The organism is Neisseria sp. KEM232, assembly GCF_002237445.1.
Taxonomy (GTDB): Bacteria; Pseudomonadota; Gammaproteobacteria; order Burkholderiales; family Neisseriaceae; genus Neisseria.
In genome coordinates this window covers 157,518-178,845 of sequence record NZ_CP022527.1, presented here as the reverse complement: position 1 = coordinate 178,845, position 21,328 = coordinate 157,518, and the positions used below count along the sequence as shown (strand labels likewise).

Sequence of the window (21,328 nt, the reverse complement as noted above, 5' to 3'; positions counted from 1 at the left end):
GACGGCCTGAACTGTGCAGCGGAAAAACGGCGCCACACCGAAAAGCAGCCTGAAAAGAAGGCAAAAGGCCGTCTGAAAACCCGATACGGCGCAAACGTGCTTGCAGGCTGCCCATCCGTTTCCGCCCTGCAAAAACCGTCCCCATCCCCTTTCCTTTCAGACGGCCTGCCGCCGTCAAGCGAGCATCCGCCATGCGCAAGCTGCAAAACACGCTTTACATCACCGGCCAGGGCAGCTATCTGCACAAAGAGCGTGAAACGCTGGTGGTCGAGCGCGAGCGCAAAAAAGTCGCGCAACTGCCGGTGCACGCCATCGGCCATATTTTCTGCTTCGGCAACGTGCTGGTGTCGCCGTTTCTGATGGGCTTTTGCGGCGAAAACGGCGTCAATCTCGCCTTTTTCACCGAAAACGGCCGCTATCTTGGGCGTTTGCAGGGGCGGCAGAGCGGCAACATCCTGCTGCGGCGCGAGCAGTACCGCCAATCCGAGCGTAATCCCGTTCTCGTTGCCCGCAATATTGTTGCCGCCAAAATCCAGGCTTCCAAGCGCGTGCTGCAACGCCGTTTGCGCAACCACGGCGGCAGCGAAGATATTCAGGATGCCGTTGCCGCGCTCAACAGCAGCCTGCGTCAGCTTAAACGCGCCGACTCGCTCGATTGGGTGCGCGGCATCGAAGGCGACGCCGCCGCGCGTTATTTTGCCGTGTTTGGCAGCCTGATCCGCGAGGGCAGCGGCTTTGCTTTCAACGGTCGCAACCGCCGCCCGCCGCGCGATGCCGTCAACGCCCTGCTGTCGCTGCTGTACAGCGTTATCGGCAAAGAAATCAGCGGTGCACTGCAAGGCGTCGGGCTTGATCCGCAGGCGGGCTTTCTCCACGCCGACCGCCCCGGCCGCGACAGCCTCGCCCAAGACATACTGGAAGAATTCCGCGCCTGGTGGGCAGACCGTCTTGCTCTCAGCCTGATTAACCGCGGCCAGCTCAAAACAGACGACTTCGTGTGCGAAAGCAGCGGTGCCGTCAGCCTGAAAGACGACGCGCGCAAACGGCTGTTTCACAGTCTGCAAAGCAAAAAACAGGAAAAAATCGTCCACCCGTTTTTGCAGGAAGAAGTGGAAATCGGCCTGCTGCCGCACATCCAAGCCATGCTGCTCGCCCGCCACCTGCGCGGCGATCTGGCCGAATATCCGCCGTTTTTAATGCGCTGAACCCGTTTTCAGACGGCCTTCAGGCAGCCTGAAAGAACCGCCATGCTGATGCTGATTACCTACGACATTTCCCTGCAAGACCCCGCCGGCGCCGCGCGGCTCAACCGCATCGCCAAACACTGCCTGGACTACGGCACGCGCGTGCAGTATTCCGTGTTCGAATGCGACATCGCGCCCGACCAATGGGTGAAACTGAAAGCCAAGCTGCTGGACACCTACAACCCCGAAACCGACAGCCTGCGTTTCTACCATCTCGGCAGCCGCTGGCGGCGCAAAGTCGAACACCACGGCGCCAAACCGGCGCTTGACGTGTTTCAGGACACGCTGGTGGTGTGAATCGCCAACCTGCGGTTCGCACCGAAACGCGGGCAGGTTGGCGATAAGGGACAGTTCTTTAACAATCAGGAAATTATCGGGCGGGTGCGCATAAAGGCTGTGCTATACTCGCCCCCACTGCACTTTTGCGGCGACGTTGGCGAATAACAGGCCTCAAAGCCTGAATCGGCGGGCGTTCCGCAAAAGGCAGCAGCCGCCTTCGGGCGGCTGAGTGTTGAAACCCATCTCGTTCGCCACGCCCCTTAGGGCTACGCGGCAGCCGCCTTCGGGCGGCTGAGTGTTGAAACCGACGGTACGGCCTGCCGCTCGCGTTCGGGGACGGCAGCCGCCTTCGGGCGGCTGAGTGTTGAAACGACCTTTATCACAGTTCGACCAAGCACATTAAGACGCAGCCGCCTTCGGGCGGCTGAGTGTTGAAACAATGTCACTTCGGCGGCCATGCAGCTGACGGGCGCAGCCGCCTTCGGGCGGCTGAGTGTTGAAACAACAACGAAATCACACCCGATACGGCTTTTGAGGCGGCAGCCGCCTTCGGGCGGCTGAGTGTTGAAACAGATGCTTCGTCAACTATCAAGACCGAGCCTTCGCAGCCGCCTTCGGGCGGCTGAGTGTTGAAACTATTTTCATCGGGGGTGCGATAAACCGAAACCTGGCAGCCGCCTTCGGGCGGCTGAGTGTTGAAACAAATTTGAAGAGGGCGGCCAGACGACCAAGTACAGCAGCCGCCTTCGGGCGGCTGAGTGTTGAAACAGGCAGGTGTTGAACACGTCGGCATCCGCCATGCGCAGCCGCCTTCGGGCGGCTGAGTGTTGAAACATCCGAAGCCCGCTTCAGTTTGACGTTACAATCCGCAGCCGCCTTCGGGCGGCTGAGTGTTGAAACAAAGGTGTACGGTGCGGTGTTGCCGTCGGCCAGTACGCAGCCGCCTTCGGGCGGCTGAGTGTTGAAACCGTGGACAGACAAAGGGCGTTGGCTGCTCGGCGCAGCCGCCTTCGGGCGGCTGAGTGTTGAAACGTTGTTGTTGAGGACGTTGGCCTCGCAGTTTTTGCAGCCGCCTTCGGGCGGCTGAGTGTTGAAACGTCCCCTTCGCCGGCGGCGTGTCCGTCCACCGTCGCAGCCGCCTTCGGGCGGCTGAGTGTTGAAACATCGCGGCGGCGTTGTCGGCCACGAATTGGCGGTAGCAGCCGCCTTCGGGCGGCTGAGTGTTGAAACATCAGCCGTCTGATTGGGACGGTACGGCGTTAGCGCAGCCGCCTTCGGGCGGCTGAGTGTTGAAACTGCCCCACGCCGCCCAAGTGCAAAACGGTTTTTTGCAGCCGCCTTCGGGCGGCTGAGTGTTGAAACAGGCGCTGGCCAACCGCACCCTGTGGCTCAAAACCGCAGCCGCCTTCGGGCTGCTGAGTGTTGAAACATCGGTCCGGACAATCTCGGGGCATCTGACGAGATGCAGCCGCCTTCGGGCGGCTGAGTGTTGAAACACCGCAACGGGCTTGCGTGCTGCGGCAGACGGTTGCAGCCGCCTTCGGGCGGCTGAGTGTTGAAACCGCACATCTCGGCGGCTACGCCGTCGATGCAGACGGCAGCCGCCTTCGGGCGGCTGAGTGTTGAAACCGTAGTACGCGGCAACCAATATCGGTCTGCCGTCGCAGCCGCCTTCGGGCGGCTGAGTGTTGAAACTTCGGCCGATTTGTAGAGGCCGTAGACGCTTTTGTGCAGCCGCCTTCGGGCGGCTGTGTGTTGAAACGCGGCCGTCGATGTTTAGGCGGGCAAAGTCGTCGGGCAGCCGCATTCGGGCGGCTGTGTGTTGAAAAGCAATGCTTTTTGCGGCGGTGGGTGGTGGTTGTGGCAGCTGCCTTCAAGCAGTTGTTATGTTGAAACTTCGCTTATCATGGCGTAATAGTTGCTGTGTGGGTGGGAATTATCTTTGACATCTAGCGCAATAATCCAAAGGCCGTCTGAAAAACATTCAGACGGCCTCCGTTTGCAAACCGTTCACGGCTTGGCGACAATGTTGCTGGCAAACTGCCGGAACTCTTTTTGCAGCTCGGGTGCGGCCGATTTGGCCAGCGGCTGCAGGATTTCTGCGCCACGTCTGCCGCCTGCTGCGATGCGGTATACCGCCCACATGATTTTTTTCTGTAAGGGGTAGCGGTCGGCATACGGCGGGTCGAAAGCAAAGGCTTTGACGAGGTGCGGCAGTGACGATTCGGACGGACATTCGGCCAGCAGCGTCACGATGTCTTCATGCCGTTCGTGCCAGTCTTGCGCCAGCAGTTTTTGGAACGCGGCGAGCGTCTGCGGGTCTTTGCACGACAACACTTCATGCAGGATAACCGCGTATTCCGCACCGCCGCCGTTTTGCGTTTCGGTGACGCGGTGCAGGTATTCGAGCAGGAAACGGCTGCGCTCCTGCGGCGGTACTTCGCGCCCGTTGCCGCCGAAAAGGCAGAACAACAGGTCGTATTTTTGCAGCGTGCCGTTGATATATTGTTCGAGTAACAGATTGGTTTGGGCAAAATCCATTGGTTTCTTCATGTGCTTTATCGGTTTGAGGCCGTCTGAAAACGCAAAAGCGGCTTTCAGACGGCCTTTCCCCTGTCAGGCAATCCCGTCAAAGCCCTCAAAGGTGTTGGGGAAGGGTTCGCGGTTGAAGCAGGCTTGCAATACGCTGCCATGCCGCGTCAGGTTGCGGAACATTTCGGGCAGATCGCTACCCAAGAGATGGAAGCCGCCGACAAAATCGGTGGCGTAAATGTCGAACTCGTCGCGGCCGGCGCCGCTTGCGGTGTCCCAAAACAGGAAGAAACCCGATTCGCTGCGGGCAAACGGTTCTGTCCGTGCCATCAGTTGCACGATGTCGTCGGGGTAGTAGTCCGCATAGTCTGCCAAATCGTCGAGATAGGCGGATTTGACGGCTTCGCGCATCTGCTGCCACGAATCGCAGGCGGCGTCTGCAGGCAGATAGATGAGAAAATTGCCCAATGTCCTGCCCCAGCCGTAGCGTTGTGCAAACAGGCGGTAGGAACGGGGAAACTTGGGCGTGTCGACACTCAACGTTTTGGCGGCTTTTCCGTCCTAAAACGGCATCTGCCGCGTTGAAAATACTCGCCTATGGACACATAGGCTCGCATTTTCGCCTTGCATCTGCCGTTTTATGCCGCAAAATCCGCTTCAAAAGTTGAATGTCAACACGCCCTGCCGCCGGCAAATCTGAATGCGTCGAGAAAATCCGCATCGGCGGCGGCTGCCGACGGGCATAGGATTTCCAAGTCAAATTCCAGTGAAGCTCCGAAATGACTGTCGAATTTTTGGCTGCCTTATTCCGAGGCCGTCTGAAAACGGAAAAACGGCTTTCAGACGGCCTCAAACCGTTTACCACAAGGCCAGGGCGGTCAGGCAGATTTCGCGCTGGCCGTTTTGCGGGGCGACGGTGCGCTGCGGCAGTTCGAGAATGTAGGGCGCGCCGCTGCGCTCGGCGTCAAGGACGCGGCGGCACAGGAAGCCGGCGAGCCGGTCTTTCGGCGTGCCGGCCGGGTAGTCGCGGTAGGAGATGATGTGGTTGTCGGCTGCGGGTGCTTCTTCTTCAAAGCGTTTCGCCAGCATTTCGCCGGTTTTGGCGTAGGCTTTCCAGGCGATGTTCTGCACGGGCATGCCGTCTTGGTGTGGCTGCAAATAGGCGGGTTCGTCGCCGCCCTGCGCGGGGCGGCGCTCCGTGCTTTCGCCGCTGTCGCGCGGGGCGGCGGCGGGCGGCGCGTGGTCGATGGGGGCGGGGTAGACGACGGCGTCGCTCGGCCAGTGCCACACGCATTGCGATACGGTGAGGCCGAAGGGGGCGACGGAGGCGGTGCGCAGCGGCGGCACGCGCAGGCGGCCGCGCAGCAGGGCGGGAATGCGCCACTCGTATGCGCCGCCGCTTTTGCCGATGCGCCAGGGCTGCCAGATGTTTTCAGACGGACTCTGTGCCAGATAGTCGTCTTCGCTGCACAGCCAGAGGAAGCGGCTGCGGCCGCCGTGGTCTGCGGTGAGCCGCAATACGGCGTTTTGTCCCGCAAACACTTCCTGCGGCATGGCGACGTCGATTTGCAGGGCGAGGAGCTGGCGCAGGTTGAGCAGCACGCCGACCATCAGAAAACCAAACAGCCAGAAGGCGGCGACGTAGGCAAGGTTGACCTGATAGTTGACGCCGACCAGCCACAGCAGGCCGACGACGGCGAGCAGGCCGACGCCCGGCCGCGTCGGGCGGCAGCGGATGGCGGCGAGGGTGGGCGAGCGGCTGACGGAGGCCGCTTGAACGGGTTTACTGAACGGCCACATGGCTGAGGATGCCTGCGAGAAGTTGCGCCGAGCTTGCGCCCTGCTGCACGGGCTGCAAACGGTGGTTGGCAACGGAAACCCACACGGCCTTGATGTCGTCGGGCAGCACATGGCCGCGTCCGTGCATAAACGCCCAAGCCTTGGCGGCGTTTACCACCGCCAGCCCGGCGCGCGGGCTCAGGCCGGTGACAAACTGCCCCGGGCGGCGCGTCGCTTCGACGAGGCGGTAAACATAGTCGGCGGCGGCCTGGGCAAAACGCACATGCGCTGCATGCTGCTGCCAGCCGCGCAGGGTTTCGGCGTTGCAGACGGCCTGAATCTGCGGCAGGGCGTTGCGGCGGTCGCCTTGGAGGTAGAGCGTTTTTTCCGCTTCGGGCGCGGGATAACCCATGCTCAGGCGCATCATAAAGCGGTCGAGCTGCGATTCGGGCAGGGGGAAGGTGCCGAGCTGCTCGGTCGGGTTTTGCGTGGCGACGACGATAAAGGGCTGCGGCAGGCGGTAGGTTTTGCCGTCGGCCGACACCTGCCGCTCTTCCATGGCTTCGAGAAGGGCGGATTGCAGCTTGGGCGAGGCGCGGTTGATTTCGTCGGCCAGCAGGAAGGAATGGAACACGGGGCCGGGGTGGAACTCGAATTTGCCGTCGTTCGGGAGGTAGACGCTTACGCCCAAGAGGTCGGAGGGCATCATGTCGTTGGTGAACTGGACGCGGCGGTAACCCAGGCCCAGTACCGCCGCCAAACCGTGCGCCAGCGTGGTTTTGCCGACGCCGGGCACGTCTTCGAGCAGGACGTGGCCGTCGGCGAGGATGCAGGCCATCAGTTGTTTCAAAACGGCTTCTTTGCCTAAAATGAGCCGGTTGAGCTGCGCAAGCGCGGCCTGTATGTTGTCTGTCATATCCGTAATGCGTTCAATCGGTTGAAAAGGCGAGGATTGTAGCATGAAGGCCGTCTGAAACCCGTTTCAGACGGCCTTGTTTTTCAGACGGCCTTTCGGATGCGCGTTCTGCGGAATGGTTGAGGCCGTCTGAAAGGATGGTTTCAGACGGCCTCAAAGGTTCGGCTGTGTTTCACTTCGTTGAAGCTGAGCTTTCAGACGGCCTTTGGCATGAATTCTGCGGCAGAGAGGCCGTCTGAAAACGGGCGGCTAGCGGTAAATCTGCGCGCCGTTTTTGACGAACTCGACGGCCTTTTGCGTCAGGCCTTTTTGTCGGTCTGCGTAGTCGCGCACTTCCTGCGTGATTTTCATCGAGCAGAATTTGGGGCCGCACATCGAGCAGAAATGGGCGGTTTTCGCGCCTTCGGCGGGCAGAGTGGCATCGTGGAAGCTCTCGGCGCGTTCGGGATCGAGGCTGAGGCGGAACTGGTCGCGCCAGCGGAATTCGAAACGGGCTTTGGACAGGGCGTTGTCGCGCAGCTGTGCGCCCGGCCAGCCTTTGGCGAGATCGGCGGCGTGGGCGGCGAGTTTGTAGGTGATGATGCCGGTGCGCACGTCTTCTTTGTCGGGCAGGCCGAGGTGTTCTTTGGGGGTGACGTAGCAGAGCATGGCCGTGCCGTACCAGGCGATGTTGGCCGCGCCGATGCCGGAAGTGATGTGGTCGTAGCCGGGTGCGGTGTCGGTGACGAGCGGGCCGAGGGTGTAAAACGGGGCTTCGAAGCAGTGGCGCAGTTCTTCGTCCATATTGGCGCGGACGCGTTGCAGGGGGACATGGCCGGGGCCTTCTATCATGACCTGTACGTCGTGCCGCCATGCTTGGGCGGTGAGTTCGCCCAGGGTGTGCAGCTCGGCGAACTGGGCTTCGTCGTTGGCGTCGGCGATGCAGCCGGGGCGCAGGCCGTCGCCGAGGCTGAACGACACGTCGTAGGCTTTCATGATTTCGCAGATTTCGTCGAAATGCGTGTAGAGGAAGTTTTCCCGATGGTGTGCCAGACACCATTTGGCCATGATCGAGCCGCCGCGCGAGACGATGCCGGTGAGCCTGTCGGCGGTGAGCGGAACGTAGCGCAGCAGCACGCCTGCGTGGATGGTGAAGTAGTCCACACCCTGTTCGGCCTGTTCGACCAGGGTGTCGCGGAACAGCTCCCAGGTCAGGTCTTCGGCGATGCCGCCCGTTTTTTCCAGCGTCTGGTAAACGGGGACGGTGCCGACGGGCACGGGGGCGTTGCGGATAATCCATTCGCGGGTTTCGTGGATGTGCGCTCCGGTGGACAAATCCATAATGGTGTCGGCGCCCCAGCGCAGCGCCCAAACCATTTTTTCCACTTCTTCGGTAAGGCTCGACGTGACGGCGGAGTTGCCGAGGTTGCCGTTGATTTTGACTCGGAAGTTGCGGCCGATAACCATCGGTTCGAGTTCGGGGTGGTTGATGTTGGCGGGGAGGATGGCGCGGCCGGCGGCGATTTCGCGGCGCACGAATTCGGGCGTGATTTGGTCGGGATGAGCGGGAATGTTGGCGCCGAAGCTGTGGCCGGGGTGCTGTTTGAGCAGCTTTGCGTATTCCGGCCGTCTGAACAGTTCGTCCAGCCTCATGCGCTCGCGCAGGGCGGCAAATTCCATTTCGGGCGTGACGATGCCGCGGCGCGCGTAATGCAGCTGGGTGACGTTGCCGCCGGATCGGGCGCGGCGCGGACGGGTGATTTGGCTGAAACGCAGATGGGCTGTTTTCGGGTCACAGGCGCGTTCGCTGCCGTAGCGGCTGGAAAGCCGCGGCAGGATTTCGCTGTCGCCGCGTTCGTCTATCCAGGCGGTGCGTATCTGCGGCAGGCCTTTTTTGAGGTCGATGGCAGCGGCAGGATCGCCGTATGCGCCGCAGGTGTCGTATACGGGAATCGGCGGATTGTGCTCCGTGCCCTGCGCGGTGACGGTGTCGTCTTGATCGATTTCGCGCAGCGGCACGCGGATGTCGGCCCTGCTGCCCGTTATATAGACGCGGCGGGAGTTGGGATAGGGGAAACGGATGCCGATGTCGCGGCTCAAATCGGCCAAATCTTGTGCTTCACGGCCGGTGTTTTTGTTTTTGGCGGTCATAAAAATGCTCCTGTTTTCTCGCTTGAAGGGGAAACAGGAGCGTTTGTTTTTCAGACGGCCTCAGTCTTACCTATATATAAGGTAATACGGATGGAGGCCGTCTGAAAAGGCAAAACCGCGAAACTCCCCACGCAGGCATTATCCTGATCGGGTGTGAAGGGTGATTCTCAGCCGCCCGCACGCGGGCGGCACCCCTGTTTCATCGAAGGCGGAGATTAGAGCACGGGCGGCTTGTTTTGTAAAGATATGCAATCTGCCGCCGAAAAAGCCCTCGGGTCGCTTTCGGGCGCTTGACAACGTTCGGGGCGGTCTGTATAGTGCGCCAATTCTGACGCGGGGTGGAGCAGCATGGTAGCTCGTCGGGCTCATAACCCGAAGGTCGTAGGTTCGAATCCTGCCCCCGCAACCAGACACCCAAACCGCCTCGCAGCGGTTATTTTTTTATCCGCGTGAAAAGCGGCCGGCCAAAAGCCGCGTGCCGCCGTCTTGCGAAAAATTCCATCAGGCCGTCTGAAAACCGCCAACGCCGTTTTCAGACGGCCTCTGTCAAACAACGGCCGTCTGAAAATACCTTACCGATTATGCTGATTTCCAATCCCGTCTTTTTACAGGAAGCGCCGCCGCGCAAGGTTGTGGCGGCGGTGCTGCTGGCGCTTTTGTGGTCGTCGCTGCCGCTGCTGGCCGAACTGCCCGCGGGAGTGACGGCGGTGTTTGGCGGTTTGCTGCTGCTGCGTTTTGCCCTGTTGCGCATGGGCGTTGCCAAGCTGCCTTTGGCGGCCGTGGTGCTGCTGGCGGCGGGGGCGGGTTTGCTGGTGTGGCAGCAGCTGGGTACGGTAATCGGCCGCGACGGCGGCATTTCCTTTCTGCTTTTGATGGTGATGCTGAAATCCTTCGAAGGCAATGCGATGCGCGACTGGCAGGTGTTGCTGCTGGCCATGCTGTTTTTAATCGGTTCGGCGGTGCTGTTTGGGCAGACGCTGCTGACGGGCTTGTGGCTGCTGGCGGCGTTGCTGGCGGTGGGGCTGTGTTTTGCCGTGCTGTGCGGGCTGGATGCGCGCAGTGCGTTGAAACAGGGTTTGCTGGCATTTGGTTTGACGCTGCCGCTGGCGGCGGTACTGTTTGTCGTGATGCCGCGGCGCAGCGAACCTTTGTGGAGCATCCCCCAGCCGCAGCAGGAGCAGGCGAAGACGGGTTTGTCGGACACGATGCAGCCGGGCAGTATCGGCAATCTGGTGCAGAGCGACGAGCTGGTGGCGAATGTGACGTTTTCAGACGGCCTCAAGCCCGGTGCTGGGCAGCTGTACTGGCGTGCCATTGTGATGGCGGATTTCGACGGGCAGACATGGCGCGCCATGCCGGATTTCGAGGAAATGAGTGCGCCCGGGGTTTCAGACGGCCTCAAGTTGTCGTATCAGATGATTTTGCGTGATCAGAAAGGCGTTGTGCCTGCGTTGGATTATCCCGTCGTGCGCGAAGGCTCGGGCATGAGCGTGCGTTTGGGCGATGTGGTGCGCGTGCGCAGCAGGGAAGGGTTGCGCCGCGTCGTATTGCAGTCGCGCGCCGGCGGTATGCTGCCGCAGAAACTGAAGGAATTTGAAAAGAAACTGTATATGCGTCTGCCGCAGTCGGGCAATTTCCGCACGCGCCGCCTGGCGCAGACGCTGGCGCAGCAAAGCCGTTCGGTCGGAGAGTTTTCGCAGAAGGTGTTGGACTATTACCGTAATGGACGGTTTGCGTATACCTTGCAGCCGCCGCTGTATCGGGGAGCCGACAGCATCGACAGTTTTATGTTCGAGGGCAGGCAGGGTTTTTGCGAACATTACGCGCAAAGCTATGTGGTGATGATGCGTGCCGCAGGTGTGCCCGCGCGGGTGGTGACCGGCTATCTCGGAGCGGATTATCAGGAAAGCGGCAATTTCTGGCAGATACGCAGCAAAAACGCCCATGCATGGGCGGAAATCTGGCTGGAGGGCGAACAGGCTTGGTTACGCGTCGACCCTACGGCAGCTGTGTCCGAGCAACGTATCACGGCTGGTTTGAGCGAAGCGCTGCCTGAAAGCGATCGGGCGATGGTTGCCGGAAACCATAACGGAAAAATGTGGGGCGGCTGGCTGGAAAGCGGCCAGTTTTACTGGCAGCAGTGGGTAGTGAATTATGACGAAAGCAGCCAAAACAATCTGTTCGCCGGGCTGGGGCTGGGACGTTTCCGATTCGGCACGGCTTTGCTGGCGGGCATTGTCGGCATTTTCGCGGCCTTGCTGCCCGTGGTTTGGTGGTGGAGAAGAGGCCGTCTGAAAGAGCGTGAACCGCTGGCCGAAGGCTTTGCGCTGCTGAAAAGCATCTTTATCGGCGATGAAGATGAAACAGCCGCAGCCGTTACCGCCTCCGAGCTGATCGAAATGCTGCGGCAAAACGGAGTGGAAGACCGGGAATTGCAAGACTTGCTGCGGCAATATGAGGACTGGCAGTTTGCCGCCGAAATCATGCCGGATAAAAGGACTCAGCGGGCGTGGTTTGGCCGGGCGGTTCGAATTGCACGGCGTTACAAACAATAGTGGTACGAGGTTTCGGTGGATGATGAGAAAACAAAATTTCTTTTCTGTTCATTGATATGACGAATTTTCCTCTGTGTTTCCGTTTCTGGAGCTTGACTGAAGTTTGCCGGGTTCTGTATAGTTCACATCGTTTTGGAGTTATGCAAAACACCGTCTGATACACAACATGGTGTAGCAAAACATACGTTTTACTTGCATCTGAAAGAAACTGAATTTCGCTTCAATCACAGGCATGATGATTTGTACAAAGTACTGCTGAAAATGTTGCGGAATGATCCTTTAAAATGATTTTTGCTTCCTAAGCCCCGTTTATTTTTCTTCTTCGTCGTCGACGAGTTTCTGCAGGGCTGCTTTTTCGGCTTCGGTGGGTTTGCCGTAGTAGCGGTCGGTGTAGCGGAACTCGTAGGTGCCTTCAACGGTGTGCCTTTCGCGGTGCAGCACCACGGCGCGCTGTTTGTTCAGCAGGATGTAGATGCTGTTGCTGATGCAGTTGTGCGGCTGGCACATGGTGGTGGCGATGTAGCGTTTGCCGTCCACCGTTACCGCGCCTTCGGGAGCGGTGGGGCCGTCGGCGTCTTTAATCCAATATCTGTCGCTTTTGGGTGTGTGCGGTACGATTTGGCTGCGCCATACTTTGCGGTAGGCGGGTTTTTTGAGCAGGTCAAAGAGATAGGTGTCGGCGTCTTTTTGGCTGACCTGTTCGGATTTTTGGCCGGTCTGCGCAGGCTTGGCGGCGGCGGGGGCGGCAACGGCCAGCGCGAGGGTGAGGGCGGTGAGGATTTTTACGGTGCGGAGCATATCGGTTTCTTTCGCTGTCGGTTGTTTGTTTAGAGGGGAGGCCGTCTGAAACGGCCCGGCCTTAACAGAGCTTAAAACAAAACAGGCGGATTTTAATGCTTTGCGGTCATTTCAGGTAGAGTTGCGTCGGTTTTAATACCAATCAAACATTGCTTTCAGGTGTGTTTTCAGACGGCCTTTGCGCGTCGCTCTGCGCTTTGGCGGCGGCTTCGTCGGGCAGTACCATGCCCAGCGAGATGACGTATTTTAGGGCTTCGTCCACGCTCATATCGAGTTCGCGGATGTCGCTTTGTTTAACCAGAATATAGTAGCCGCCGGTGGGGTTGGGGGTGGTGGGGACGTACACGGGGATGCGCGGCGCGGCGTCGGGCAGGGCGGCGGCGATGTTGTCGGGCAGGCTGCCGGAAACGAAGCCGATGGTCCAGATGTCGCGCTGGGGGAAGGGGACGAGCACGGGGGTTTTGAAGGAGCGGCTGTTGTCGGAGAGCAGCGATTCGGACACTTTTTTGACGCTGGAATAGATGGATTTGACCACGGGGATGCGGCCGAGCAGGCTGTCCCAGCCTTCGAGGATTTTGCGGCCGAGCATGTTGGCGGCAAACACGCCGGTGAGGAAGAGAACGGCGAGGGCGACGATGAAGCCTGTGCCGGGAACGCGGAAGCCGAGATAGCGTTCGGGCTGCCATTGGGCGGGAATCAGGGCGGTGAGCTGGTCGGTGGCGTTGATGATGTAGCCGATGACCCACACGGTAACGGCGATGGGCATCCACACGAGGACGCCGGTGAGCATGTATTTTTTCAATGCTTTGCCGATGGTGTTTTTTTCTTTTTCCGGAGTTTGTTCTGCCATTGCGTTTTTTCTGACGGGGTGGTTTCAGACGGCCTCTGTACCGCATAAAAGGCATGAGGCCGTCTGAAATAAAGGGCGGCAAAGGGGATGAGGTCGTCTGAAAACGGTTCAGGAGCTGTTGCCAATCGGTTTGTGAAGCGGACTTTGCGTCAGAAAGCAGCAAATGCCGTTTGATGGCGCAAAAGCCGCCACAATACCAATTGTCGACAGTCCCTAGAAGCCATCCCAGCCGTTGAACATCAGACCGATGCCGATGCCGTTTTGTTTGTGGTTGTAGTCGATCAGGCTTTCGCCGTAGCCGTGGAAGCCGCGCACGATACCCTGCAATTTTCCTTTGATGGGGAAGGTGTAGGCGGCTTCGGCCGCGCCGCGTCCGCTGCGCGGGTTGTAGCGCAGGGTGGCGGAGAGGTTTTGTTTGTCGGCAAGACGGTATTGCAGTTTCAAATCGCCGTAGCCCATGTATTTGGCGAGATCGGGGTTGTCGTTGTCGTCGTTGTTTTTCTCGAACACACGCGTCCAGACGCGCGGAATGACGGTGAGCCTGCCCCACTCCATGCCTGCCATGGCGTAAACCCTGTTCCACGAACGCGATTCGGGGCGGCTCTGGCCGTTGGACTGGTGGGCGAAACCCAGGCCGAGCATGCGCAGCCTGCCGCCGAAGGGCAGCTTGGATTTGACAGGCTGGGTGATGAAGATTTCCGGCTCGTAGTCGGTGTTGCGGAAGGGAGCGGAGCGGTTGCCCTGGTTGTAAATCTGCCAGTCTGATTTCTGGGTGTAGCCGAACCACAAATCGGCGCGGCTTTTGAACAGGTCTTCGGCGATTTTGCTTTTGAAGGAAACCTGCATTTTGGTTTCCGTCCGTTTTTGGTCGGTGAAACGCTCGGCCGTGGTGACGCCGAGCGTCGGCGACGAGGGTTTGCGGTTGGGGCTGCTGTTGTACCACGCGGGCATCAGATACATCGGGTTGTGTTCGCGCACGGTGAGCAGGCCGCCGGAGGAGTTGGCATCCAAATCGTACATCCGGCTCAGCGGCGTGTAGGCTTCGGCAGCTTCCGCCAGCTCAGCCGAAGGCTCGAATTGGCCTTCTTTTTCAAACACCAGCGCAGGCTCTTTGCGCTCAACGCTGTCCTGTATGCTGCGCACCACATCCGGCTGCGGCTTGACTTCGGCTGCGGGCGCTTCGATTGCCTTCACAGGCGGCAGTTGGGCGGCAAAAATTTTGTCGTAACAGGCCAGACGCAGGGCATTATCCTGCAACAGAGTGCATTGCAGGGCGGCATCTTCGGCGGCATAAGCGGCGAAAGGCAGCGCAACGGCCAAAGCCGCCGGCAAATAACGGTTTGTTTTCATAACACATCCTTCAAACAATTCATCTGTATCCGTTTTCCCCGCAATCCGCCGCCCGCAGCCGGGCGGCCGTTTTGCAATAACCGTAAAAAACCCCCGCCAACCGCATGGCGGCCGTCTCGGGGGCATGGTGCAGCAGCTTCAAACCAATCAGGCCATTGCCTTCACTTTGGCAGACAGACGGCTTTTGTGGCGGGCGGCTTTGTTTTTGTGGAACACACCTTTGTCGGCGATGCGGTCGAGCACTTTGACGGACTCAACATAAACAGCCTGAGCGGCGGCTTTGTCGCCTGCGGCAACGGCTTTCAGAACTTTTTTCACGGCAGTGCGGAATGCGGTACGCAGACCGGCGTTGTGGGCGCGGTTTTTCACCGCCTGACGGGCGCGCTTGCGGGCTTGTGCGCTATTGGCCATATCGGATATCTCCTGAATAAATCAAATTTCGTAAACGCGGCATTCTAATAGCCAAACCCGTGCGATGCAAGATTTTTGTTGGACGACTCCTTTTCAGACGGCCTTTTGCGCGCGCATCGTGCGCAAAAACGACAAAACACCAGTCCCGACCACACGGCAGGCAGGCGGGAGAAATGTTTAATATTTTGATTTTCTGTAAAAATACCATTACAATCTGCTACCTGCCGACAGCATTACCGTCGGCTGTTTTCCCTTATTTATCAACAGCAAGGAATGATAGCCATCATGAAAAAAACATTATTGACCGCAATGATTGCACTGGCACTGGCCGCCTGCGGCGGAAACAAAGAACAAGCCGCTTCGGAAACCAACGGCCAAACGCCTGCAACTGCTGCCAATAGCGGCGCCACCGACGCGCTGAACATCTACAACTGGTCGAACTATGTCGACGAAGATACCGTCGACGAATTCAAAAAAGCCAACAAGCTCAAACTGGTTTACGACCTTTACGAAAACAACGAAACACTGGAAGCCAAAGTGCTGACCGGCAAATCCGGCTACGACCTCGTCGTGCCCGGCATCGCCTTCCTGCCGCGCCAGATTCAGGCCGGCGCCTATCAGAAAATCAACAAAGACCTGATTCCCAACTACAAAAACATCAACCCCAAACTCCTCGAAATGCTGGCCACGGCCGACCCGGGCAACGAATATGCCGTGCCCTACTTCTCGGGCGTGAACACCGTCGCCATCACCGCAAAAGGCAAGGCCGCGCTCGGCGGCCAACTGCCGGAAAACGGCTGGGATCTGCTGTTCAAACCCGAATATACGTCCAAACTCAAAAGCTGCGGCATCGCCATGTGGGACAGCCCCAGCGAAGTCTTCCCCATCCTGCTCAAATACCTGGGCAAAGACCCGGCCGGCACCAACCCCGCCGACATTGCCGAAGCGGCGGAAGTGCTGAAAAAAGTGCGCCCCGACATCAAACGCTTCAGCCCCTCGCTGATTGACGAGCTGGCGCGCGGCGACGTCTGCCTGGCGGTCGGCAACGGCGGCGATCTGAACATGGCGAAAAAACGCTCGGAAGAAATCGGCCGCAAAGAAGGCATCGAAGTGCTGACACCGAAAGGCATGGGCTTCTGGATCGAGTCCTGGCTGATTCCCGCCGATGCGAAAAACGTCGCCAACGCGCACAAATACATCGACTACACGCTGAACCCCGAAATCGCCGCGCGCAACGGCAACTTCGTCACCTTCGCCCCGGCCAGCCTGCCCGCGAAGAAACTGATGGATCCGAAGCTGGTAGACGTGCGCTCGATTTTCCCCAACGATCAGGACATGGCCGACGGCTTCGTCATGCCGCAGATGGGCAACGAAGCGAAGAAACAGACCGTGGATCTGTGGCAGAAAATCAAAGCGGGCAACTGATTCCGTCTTCCGCGCCGTATTGACAACCGATGAAAGAGGCCGTCTGAAACCCGTTTTCAGACGGCTTTTCTGTTGTCAAAAGGCAGGGAACGGGGCTGCAATGTTTCTTTGTTGCCGTCCTCATCCGCCCGTCGGAAACAGAGGCCGTCTGAAAAACCTGCTTTGTGTTTTAACTTAGTTGAAGCTTCGTTTTCAGTTCAGACGACCTCTTCTTTGCCCGCACGCTTTCCCGAGCCCCAAACCGCGTGCGTTGCTGCGCAACACACCCTACCGCAGCCCCAAAGGCCGTCTGGACCCGCCAATCCCGCCATGCGGCACACTCTAAACACAGCAAAAAAGGCCGTCTGAAAAACCTATATTGCGGTTTTTCAGACGGCCTCCTGCGGCGGGATACGCCGCTGCGCTTATTCCTTAGGCAGGCGGATGATGGCGACGATGAAACCGCCCCAAATAATCACCAGCGCCGCCAGCATCATAATTATTGCGGAAGTGCCCATTATTCGTCTCCTTTCTCTTCTTCGGCATCGGCGTCAAACGGCTCTTCTTTGTGCCAGGGCAGGAAGGAGAGCAGCACGGACGCTCCCACCAGCGCCAGCGACATGCCCCAGCCGAATATGTTCAAAAACCAGTCGGGATAGCCGCTGTAATTCTCGGACAAGAGTTTTTGGCTGTCGCTGAACAGCATGTAACCCAGCACGCAGAACGTGCCCAGCACGCAAACGTACCAAACAGTGCCGACTTTGAACGAGGAAATGGCGTTGATGTGCTTGGCCAGCTTGGGCAGGTTGCCGGAGAGGGCAATCAGCAGGACGTAAACAAAACCGGCGGCGACAATGCCGTAGATATTGACGAATTTGTCGAGCACGTCGAGCACGGGCAGGCCGGTGGTTGTACCGAACAGCAGCGAGGAGATAACCATCATCGGCAGGCTCACGGTCAGCGTGGCGGCCACGCGGTTGATGCGCCATTTGTCCTGAACCGCCGCCACAATCACCTCGACAATCGAAATCAGCGAGGTAATGCCCGCAAACACCAGCGAACCGAAAAACAGCAGGCCGAGAAGCTGGCCGAAGGGCGCTTGGTTGATGATGGTCGGGAAGGCGACAAAGGCCAGGCCGATACCCGAAGCGGCCACTTCGCCCACTTCCTTGCCCGAAGCCTGCGCCATAAAGCCCAGCGCGGCAAACACGCCGATACCGGCCAGAAGCTCGAAGCTGCTGTTGGCAAAGCCGACCACCAAACCCGTGCCCGCCAAATCCGATTTTTTCTTCAGATAGGAGGAGTAGGTAATCATGATGCCGAAGCAGATGGAGAGGGAGAAGAAAATCTGCCCGTAGGCCGCCACCCACACGCTGGGGTTTTTCAGCTTGGACCAGTCGGGCGTAAACAGCGCGTCCAAACCTTTGGCCGCGCCCGGCAGGGTCAGCGAGATGGCCACCATCACAACAAACATCACCACCAAAAGCGGCATGAAAAACGACGAGGCACGCGCCACGCCCTTCTGCACGCCGAAGGCCATAATGGCAACGGTAAACAGCCACACGGCCACCAGCGGGCCGAACACGCCGCCGACGAAATCGAAGCTCACGCCTGCGTCTTTCGCCATTTTCAGATAATCGTTGAAAAAGAAAGCCTGCGGGTCGGCGCCCCATGCGCCGGTGAACGAAAACCAAGTATAGCTGGCCGCCCAGCCGAGAATCACGGCGTAATAAACGCAGATAACCACGTTGGCCATCACGTTCCACCAGCCCATCGGTTCAAACAGGCGGCTGATGCGGCGGAAAGCCAGAGGCGGCGAGCCGCGATAGCGGTGGCCGACGGCATAATCCAGCAGCAGCAGCGGGATGCCCGCCGTCAGCAGCGCCACGAGATACGGCAGAACAAACGCGCCGCCGCCGTTGTCGTAAGCCACATAGGGGAAACGCCAAATATTGCCCAGCCCCACGGCCGAGCCGATGGCGGCAAAAATAAACGCCTTGCGGCTGGAAAAAGTTTCGCGTTTTGATTGTTTTTCGGACACGGAAACACTCCTTGCTCTATCGGCAGGCACCCTCGTCGGGCGGCTGCCGATTGGTTGGAAAACAAAGGCTGCTTTTTCGGCAGCCCCTCTTGATGTAAGGCCGCCATCATACTGGCTTGTGTAAAGTTTTGCGAGTAAAAAAGAAAACCGGCCGCAGCATGGAGAGGCCGTCTGAAAAAAGGCCGTCTGAAAGCGAAGCTTCAACGAAGTTAAAACGCAGCCGCAAAACAGTTGGAAAACACAGAAAACCACGCCACACCGCCCTTTCAGACGGCCTTATGGCAAAGACGCAACAGGAATACCGGCCGCAGCCGCCGTTTTCCCGCATACCGCAGCGCATTACATTTGTTTACGTTGCAATAACGCCTATCAATATGCTCGGCATTTTACCTGCCGTACACGAAAGACAGCGACGATATTTTCTTAGAATCAAAGCACCGCAACCGTTTTTCAGACGGCCTCTTTAGATATGCAAACCACACATCTGCCTTAAATCCCAAAAAACAACCGAATATCTTGACCCAAACACACATATTTGTTAAATTGCGTAAGGATTTTTTTCCAAACACCGAAAAAGGATACGTCTTATGTTAAAACAAACAGCCCTGATTCTCGCCGCTGCCCTGTCGCTGGGCGCCTGCGTCGGCAGCCAGCCCTACGTCAGCAGACTCTCCCCCGAAGAGCTGCGCCACAACGCCGAATCGGTAGACCGCGCAGAACGCGCAGAACGCGCAGAGCGCCGCCGCGAAAACCGCGAAGAAATGATGGATGCCGCCGATGCCATCAACCGCGCCAACCGCGGCCGCAAGGTTTACATCATCCGCTAATCCGACCGACAAACAAATCTTCCACATAGGGGTTTTATTATGAAAGCACTCGTTCTGCCTTTAATCATTGCCATGACACTGGGCGCCTGCGCCGCGCCCGGCCAATCCGTCGGCGACTACGCCATCGGCGACGACAACGCCGCCATCAATGCCGGCCGCAACCGCAAAGAAGCCCAACTCAGCCGCGCCCAGCTCGAACAGCACCGCCGCCAGCGTGCCAACGTATCCGAAGAGCTGGCTCTGGAGCGCGAAAAACGTGCCAACAAACACGACAGCATCCGTCAAACAATGGGTACTGCCGCCGCAGGCGCGGGCTTGATTGGCGGCGTCGCCGGCATCGTCCGCATCTTCCGCTAAGGTTTTCCCATACCGCAAACCGCCGTCAGCAAAGTTTCTGGCGGCGGTTTTTCATTGCCTGCACTGACGAAAGAGGCCGTCTGAAAGCCTGTTTCCGCATTTTCAGACGGCCTCTTGCCAATCCTATGGGAGCTCGTCACAATCGAAACCCCTAAAAAGACAAGCGATTGTCAAAAAAACCGTGCAGGCGGATAAAACCGTCTGCAAAACAAAATCCAACCTTCTTGGAAAACTACCCATGAAATACAAAGACCTGCGCGAATTTATCGCCCAATTGGAACAAACAGGCCGTCTGAAACGCATCGCCGCGCCCGTTTCGCCGCATTTGGAGATGACCGAAATCGCCGACCGCATATTGCGTGCCGAAGGGCCGGCGCTGCTGTTTGAAAATGCCGTGCGCCCCGACGGCAGCCGCTACGATTTTCCCGTGCTCACCAACCTGTTCGGCACGCCCGAGCGAGTGGCGATGGGCATGGGCGCGGACAGCGTCGCCAAGCTGCGCGAAATCGGGCAGACGCTGGCGTACCTGAAAGAACCCGAACCGCCCAAGGGCATCAAAGACGCGTTTTCCAAACTGCCGCTGTTGAAAGACATTTGGAGCATGGCGCCGAACGTGGTGAAAAACGCGCCGTGTCAGGAAATCGTGTTGGAAGGCGAAGACGTTGATTTGTATAAACTTCCGATTCAACATTGCTGGCCGGAAGACGTTGCGCCGCTGGTAACGTGGGGCTTGACCGTCACGCGCGGACCAAACAAAAAACGCCAAAACTTAGGCATTTACCGCCAGCAATTAATCGGCAAAAACAAGCTGATTATGCGCTGGCTGTCGCATCGCGGCGGCGCTCTGGATTATCAGGAGTTCCGCAAACTCAATCCCGATACGCCGTATCCCGTCGCCGTCGTACTCGGCTGCGACCCCGCCACCATTTTGGGCGCGGTAACGCCCGTTCCCGATACCTTGAGCGAATACCAGTTTGCCGGACTGCTGCGCGGTTCGCGGACGGAACTGGTGAAATGTATCGGCAACGATTTGCAAGTGCCCGCACGTGCCGAAATCGTACTGGAAGGCGTCATCCATCCGAACGAAACCGCGTTGGAAGGCCCATACGGCGACCATACGGGCTATTACAACGAGCAGGACCATTTCCCAGTATTCACGGTCGAACGCATCACCATGCGCGAAAACCCGATTTACCACTCCACCTACACAGGCAAACCGCCCGACGAACCGGCCGTGCTGGGCGTGGCGCTGAACGAAGTGTTCGTTCCGCTGTTGCAAAAGCAGTTCCCCGAAATTACCGATTTCTACCTGCCGCCCGAAGGCTGCTCCTACCGCATGGCAGTCGTGAGCATGAAAAAACAATACGCCGGCCACGCCAAGCGCGTGATGATGGGCTGCTGGTCGTTCCTGCGCCAGTTTATGTACACCAAATTCATCATTGTGGTAGATGATGATGTGAACGTGCGCGACTGGAAAGAAGTCATCTGGGCGATTACCACGCGCATGGACCCCGTGCGCGATACCGTGTTGGTGGAAAATACGCCGATTGATTATCTCGATTTCGCCAGCCCCGTGAGCGGACTCGGCGGCAAAATGGGCTTGGACGCCACCAACAAATGGCTGGGCGAAACCCAGCGCGAATGGGGGCGCGTGATTGAACGCGATGCCGATGTAGCGGCGAAGGTGGATGCGATGTGGGGGGAGTTGGGCTTGTAGGCAGCCTGAAAGCCAAAAGGCCGTCTGAAAACATTTTTAGATGCCGTTTTAGCTTTGCTGAAACCCGCTTCGCCTGTTTTCAGGCTGCCTAAACCATCCCACAACCAAAGAAACGCCGAACCGCAGCTTCCATTTTTC

The 21,328-nt window shown here is 58.6% G+C and carries 19 protein-coding genes, 1 tRNA gene, 1 pseudogene, 1 CRISPR repeat array and 1 riboswitch; of the genes and pseudogenes, 9 read left to right on the top strand and 12 right to left on the bottom strand.

Features of this window, described 5'->3' with window-relative positions; all coding sequences use genetic code 11:
* Window positions 1-191: 191 nt before the first annotated feature.
* Window positions 192-1,205, top strand: a complete 1,014-nt coding sequence (cas1c, locus tag CGZ77_RS00785; RefSeq protein ID WP_009427629.1) for a type I-C CRISPR-associated endonuclease Cas1c — start codon at window positions 192-194, stop codon at window positions 1,203-1,205.
* A gap of 42 nt (window positions 1,206-1,247) precedes the next feature.
* Window positions 1,248-1,541: a CRISPR-associated endonuclease Cas2 gene (cas2, locus tag CGZ77_RS00780; RefSeq protein WP_009427630.1), complete on the top strand. Its 294-nt coding sequence runs from the start codon at window positions 1,248-1,250 to the stop codon at window positions 1,539-1,541.
* A gap of 189 nt (window positions 1,542-1,730) precedes the next feature.
* Window positions 1,731-3,407: direct repeats of the CRISPR family, unit length 21 nt; unit sequence GCAGCCGCCTTCGGGCGGCTG.
* A gap of 126 nt (window positions 3,408-3,533) precedes the next feature.
* Here the strand turns inward: cas2 and CGZ77_RS00775 are convergent.
* The 6 genes from CGZ77_RS00775 to thiC all read right to left on the bottom strand — a co-directional run bounded on the left by CGZ77_RS00775 (window position 3,534) and on the right by thiC (window position 8,880).
* Window positions 3,534-4,076 (bottom strand): hypothetical protein, encoded by a 543-nt coding sequence (locus CGZ77_RS00775; protein ID WP_009427636.1) that lies wholly within the window; start codon window positions 4,074-4,076, stop codon window positions 3,534-3,536.
* 63 nt (window positions 4,077-4,139) lie between these two features.
* A complete protein-coding gene (locus CGZ77_RS00770) occupies window positions 4,140-4,595 on the bottom strand; it encodes a hypothetical protein (RefSeq protein ID WP_009427637.1) in 456 nt (151 codons plus the stop codon).
* Window positions 4,596-4,913: 318 nt separating this feature from the next.
* Window positions 4,914-5,855 carry a DUF58 domain-containing protein gene (locus tag CGZ77_RS00760; protein ID WP_094030831.1) on the bottom strand — a complete coding sequence of 314 codons (942 nt, stop codon included), beginning with the start codon at window positions 5,853-5,855 and terminating at the stop codon, window positions 4,914-4,916.
* Window positions 5,839-6,750: a MoxR family ATPase gene (locus tag CGZ77_RS00755; protein WP_094030830.1), complete on the bottom strand. Its 912-nt coding sequence runs from the start codon at window positions 6,748-6,750 to the stop codon at window positions 5,839-5,841. Before CGZ77_RS00755 ends, CGZ77_RS00760 begins: the two co-directional genes overlap by 17 nt.
* 13 nt (window positions 6,751-6,763) lie before the next feature.
* The gene (locus tag CGZ77_RS11865; RefSeq protein ID WP_157697471.1) at window positions 6,764-6,907 is read right to left on the bottom strand and encodes a hypothetical protein; all 144 of its coding nucleotides are present in this window, start codon (window positions 6,905-6,907) and stop codon (window positions 6,764-6,766) included.
* A gap of 92 nt (window positions 6,908-6,999) precedes the next feature.
* The gene (gene thiC / locus CGZ77_RS00750) at window positions 7,000-8,880 is read right to left on the bottom strand and encodes a phosphomethylpyrimidine synthase ThiC (RefSeq protein WP_009427641.1); all 1,881 of its coding nucleotides are present in this window, start codon (window positions 8,878-8,880) and stop codon (window positions 7,000-7,002) included.
* A 107-nt stretch (window positions 8,881-8,987) separates the two neighbouring features.
* A riboswitch (TPP riboswitch) is annotated at window positions 8,988-9,086 on the bottom strand.
* A 126-nt stretch (window positions 9,087-9,212) separates the two neighbouring features.
* Between thiC and CGZ77_RS00745 the strand changes: the two genes are divergently transcribed.
* The 3 genes and pseudogenes from CGZ77_RS00745 to CGZ77_RS00735 form a co-directional block, all read left to right on the top strand.
* Window positions 9,213-9,289: transfer RNA gene (locus CGZ77_RS00745), tRNA-Met, on the top strand.
* Window positions 9,290-9,329: 40 nt separating this feature from the next.
* Window positions 9,330-11,435, top strand: coding sequence for a DUF3488 and transglutaminase-like domain-containing protein (locus tag CGZ77_RS00740; protein ID WP_232304423.1), 2,106 nt, complete (start codon window positions 9,330-9,332; stop codon window positions 11,433-11,435).
* A gap of 127 nt (window positions 11,436-11,562) precedes the next feature.
* Window positions 11,563-11,723: pseudogene (locus tag CGZ77_RS00735) on the top strand (IS1595 family transposase); the annotation flags it as partial.
* Between the two features lie 21 nt (window positions 11,724-11,744).
* Here CGZ77_RS00735 and CGZ77_RS00730 read toward each other — a convergent pair.
* The 4 genes from CGZ77_RS00730 to rpsT all read right to left on the bottom strand — a co-directional run bounded on the left by CGZ77_RS00730 (window position 11,745) and on the right by rpsT (window position 14,844).
* Window positions 11,745-12,233, bottom strand: a complete 489-nt coding sequence (locus CGZ77_RS00730) for an Ivy family c-type lysozyme inhibitor (protein WP_009426524.1) — start codon at window positions 12,231-12,233, stop codon at window positions 11,745-11,747.
* Between the two features lie 142 nt (window positions 12,234-12,375).
* Complete coding sequence (locus tag CGZ77_RS00725; protein WP_009426523.1) at window positions 12,376-13,083, bottom strand: DUF502 domain-containing protein; 708 nt, start codon at window positions 13,081-13,083, stop codon at window positions 12,376-12,378.
* A 213-nt stretch (window positions 13,084-13,296) separates the two neighbouring features.
* Window positions 13,297-14,433 (bottom strand): phospholipase A, encoded by a 1,137-nt coding sequence (locus CGZ77_RS00720; protein WP_009426521.1) that lies wholly within the window; start codon window positions 14,431-14,433, stop codon window positions 13,297-13,299.
* A 147-nt stretch (window positions 14,434-14,580) separates the two neighbouring features.
* Window positions 14,581-14,844, bottom strand: coding sequence for a 30S ribosomal protein S20 (gene rpsT, locus CGZ77_RS00715; protein ID WP_009426520.1), 264 nt, complete (start codon window positions 14,842-14,844; stop codon window positions 14,581-14,583).
* A 285-nt stretch (window positions 14,845-15,129) separates the two neighbouring features.
* Here rpsT and CGZ77_RS00710 point away from each other — a divergent pair, with 285 nt between their 5' ends.
* On the top strand, window positions 15,130-16,269 hold the full coding sequence (locus CGZ77_RS00710) for an extracellular solute-binding protein (RefSeq protein ID WP_036496274.1): 1,140 nt from the start codon (window positions 15,130-15,132) through the stop codon (window positions 16,267-16,269).
* Window positions 16,270-16,673: 404 nt separating this feature from the next.
* Here the strand turns inward: CGZ77_RS00710 and CGZ77_RS00705 are convergent, their stop codons facing one another.
* Complete coding sequence (locus tag CGZ77_RS00705) at window positions 16,674-16,766, bottom strand: methionine/alanine import family NSS transporter small subunit (protein WP_036496268.1); 93 nt, start codon at window positions 16,764-16,766, stop codon at window positions 16,674-16,676.
* Window positions 16,766-18,289, bottom strand: coding sequence for a sodium-dependent transporter (locus CGZ77_RS00700; RefSeq protein WP_094030829.1), 1,524 nt, complete (start codon window positions 18,287-18,289; stop codon window positions 16,766-16,768). Before CGZ77_RS00700 ends, CGZ77_RS00705 begins: the two co-directional genes overlap by 1 nt.
* A 587-nt stretch (window positions 18,290-18,876) precedes the next feature.
* On the opposite strand from CGZ77_RS00700, the gene CGZ77_RS00695 reads away from it, so the two are divergent.
* The 3 genes from CGZ77_RS00695 to ubiD all read left to right on the top strand — a co-directional run bounded on the left by CGZ77_RS00695 (window position 18,877) and on the right by ubiD (window position 21,190).
* Window positions 18,877-19,116: a hypothetical protein gene (locus CGZ77_RS00695; protein ID WP_036496265.1), complete on the top strand. Its 240-nt coding sequence runs from the start codon at window positions 18,877-18,879 to the stop codon at window positions 19,114-19,116.
* A gap of 39 nt (window positions 19,117-19,155) precedes the next feature.
* Complete coding sequence (locus CGZ77_RS00690) at window positions 19,156-19,473, top strand: NGK_0946 family protein (RefSeq protein WP_009426514.1); 318 nt, start codon at window positions 19,156-19,158, stop codon at window positions 19,471-19,473.
* 238 nt (window positions 19,474-19,711) lie between these two features.
* On the top strand, window positions 19,712-21,190 hold the full coding sequence (gene ubiD, locus CGZ77_RS00685) for a 4-hydroxy-3-polyprenylbenzoate decarboxylase (protein WP_094030828.1): 1,479 nt from the start codon (window positions 19,712-19,714) through the stop codon (window positions 21,188-21,190).
* Window positions 21,191-21,328: the final 138 nt, after the last annotated feature.

Coding starts and splice junctions, on each gene's coding strand:
- cas1c (WP_009427629.1), top strand. CDS start 192: ATGCGCAAGCTGCAAAACACGCTTTACATCACCGGCCAGGGCAGCTAT.
- cas2 (WP_009427630.1), top strand. CDS start 1,248: ATGCTGATGCTGATTACCTACGACATTTCCCTGCAAGACCCCGCCGGC.
- CGZ77_RS00775 (WP_009427636.1), bottom strand. CDS start 4,076: ATGAAGAAACCAATGGATTTTGCCCAAACCAATCTGTTACTCGAACAA.
- CGZ77_RS00760 (WP_094030831.1), bottom strand. CDS start 5,855: ATGTGGCCGTTCAGTAAACCCGTTCAAGCGGCCTCCGTCAGCCGCTCG.
- CGZ77_RS00755 (WP_094030830.1), bottom strand. CDS start 6,750: ATGACAGACAACATACAGGCCGCGCTTGCGCAGCTCAACCGGCTCATT.
- thiC (WP_009427641.1), bottom strand. CDS start 8,880: ATGACCGCCAAAAACAAAAACACCGGCCGTGAAGCACAAGATTTGGCC.
- CGZ77_RS00730 (WP_009426524.1), bottom strand. CDS start 12,233: ATGCTCCGCACCGTAAAAATCCTCACCGCCCTCACCCTCGCGCTGGCC.
- CGZ77_RS00725 (WP_009426523.1), bottom strand. CDS start 13,083: ATGGCAGAACAAACTCCGGAAAAAGAAAAAAACACCATCGGCAAAGCA.
- CGZ77_RS00720 (WP_009426521.1), bottom strand. CDS start 14,433: ATGAAAACAAACCGTTATTTGCCGGCGGCTTTGGCCGTTGCGCTGCCT.
- rpsT (WP_009426520.1), bottom strand. CDS start 14,844: ATGGCCAATAGCGCACAAGCCCGCAAGCGCGCCCGTCAGGCGGTGAAA.
- CGZ77_RS00710 (WP_036496274.1), top strand. CDS start 15,130: ATGAAAAAAACATTATTGACCGCAATGATTGCACTGGCACTGGCCGCC.
- CGZ77_RS00705 (WP_036496268.1), bottom strand. CDS start 16,766: ATGGGCACTTCCGCAATAATTATGATGCTGGCGGCGCTGGTGATTATT.
- CGZ77_RS00695 (WP_036496265.1), top strand. CDS start 18,877: ATGTTAAAACAAACAGCCCTGATTCTCGCCGCTGCCCTGTCGCTGGGC.
- CGZ77_RS00690 (WP_009426514.1), top strand. CDS start 19,156: ATGAAAGCACTCGTTCTGCCTTTAATCATTGCCATGACACTGGGCGCC.
- ubiD (WP_094030828.1), top strand. CDS start 19,712: ATGAAATACAAAGACCTGCGCGAATTTATCGCCCAATTGGAACAAACA.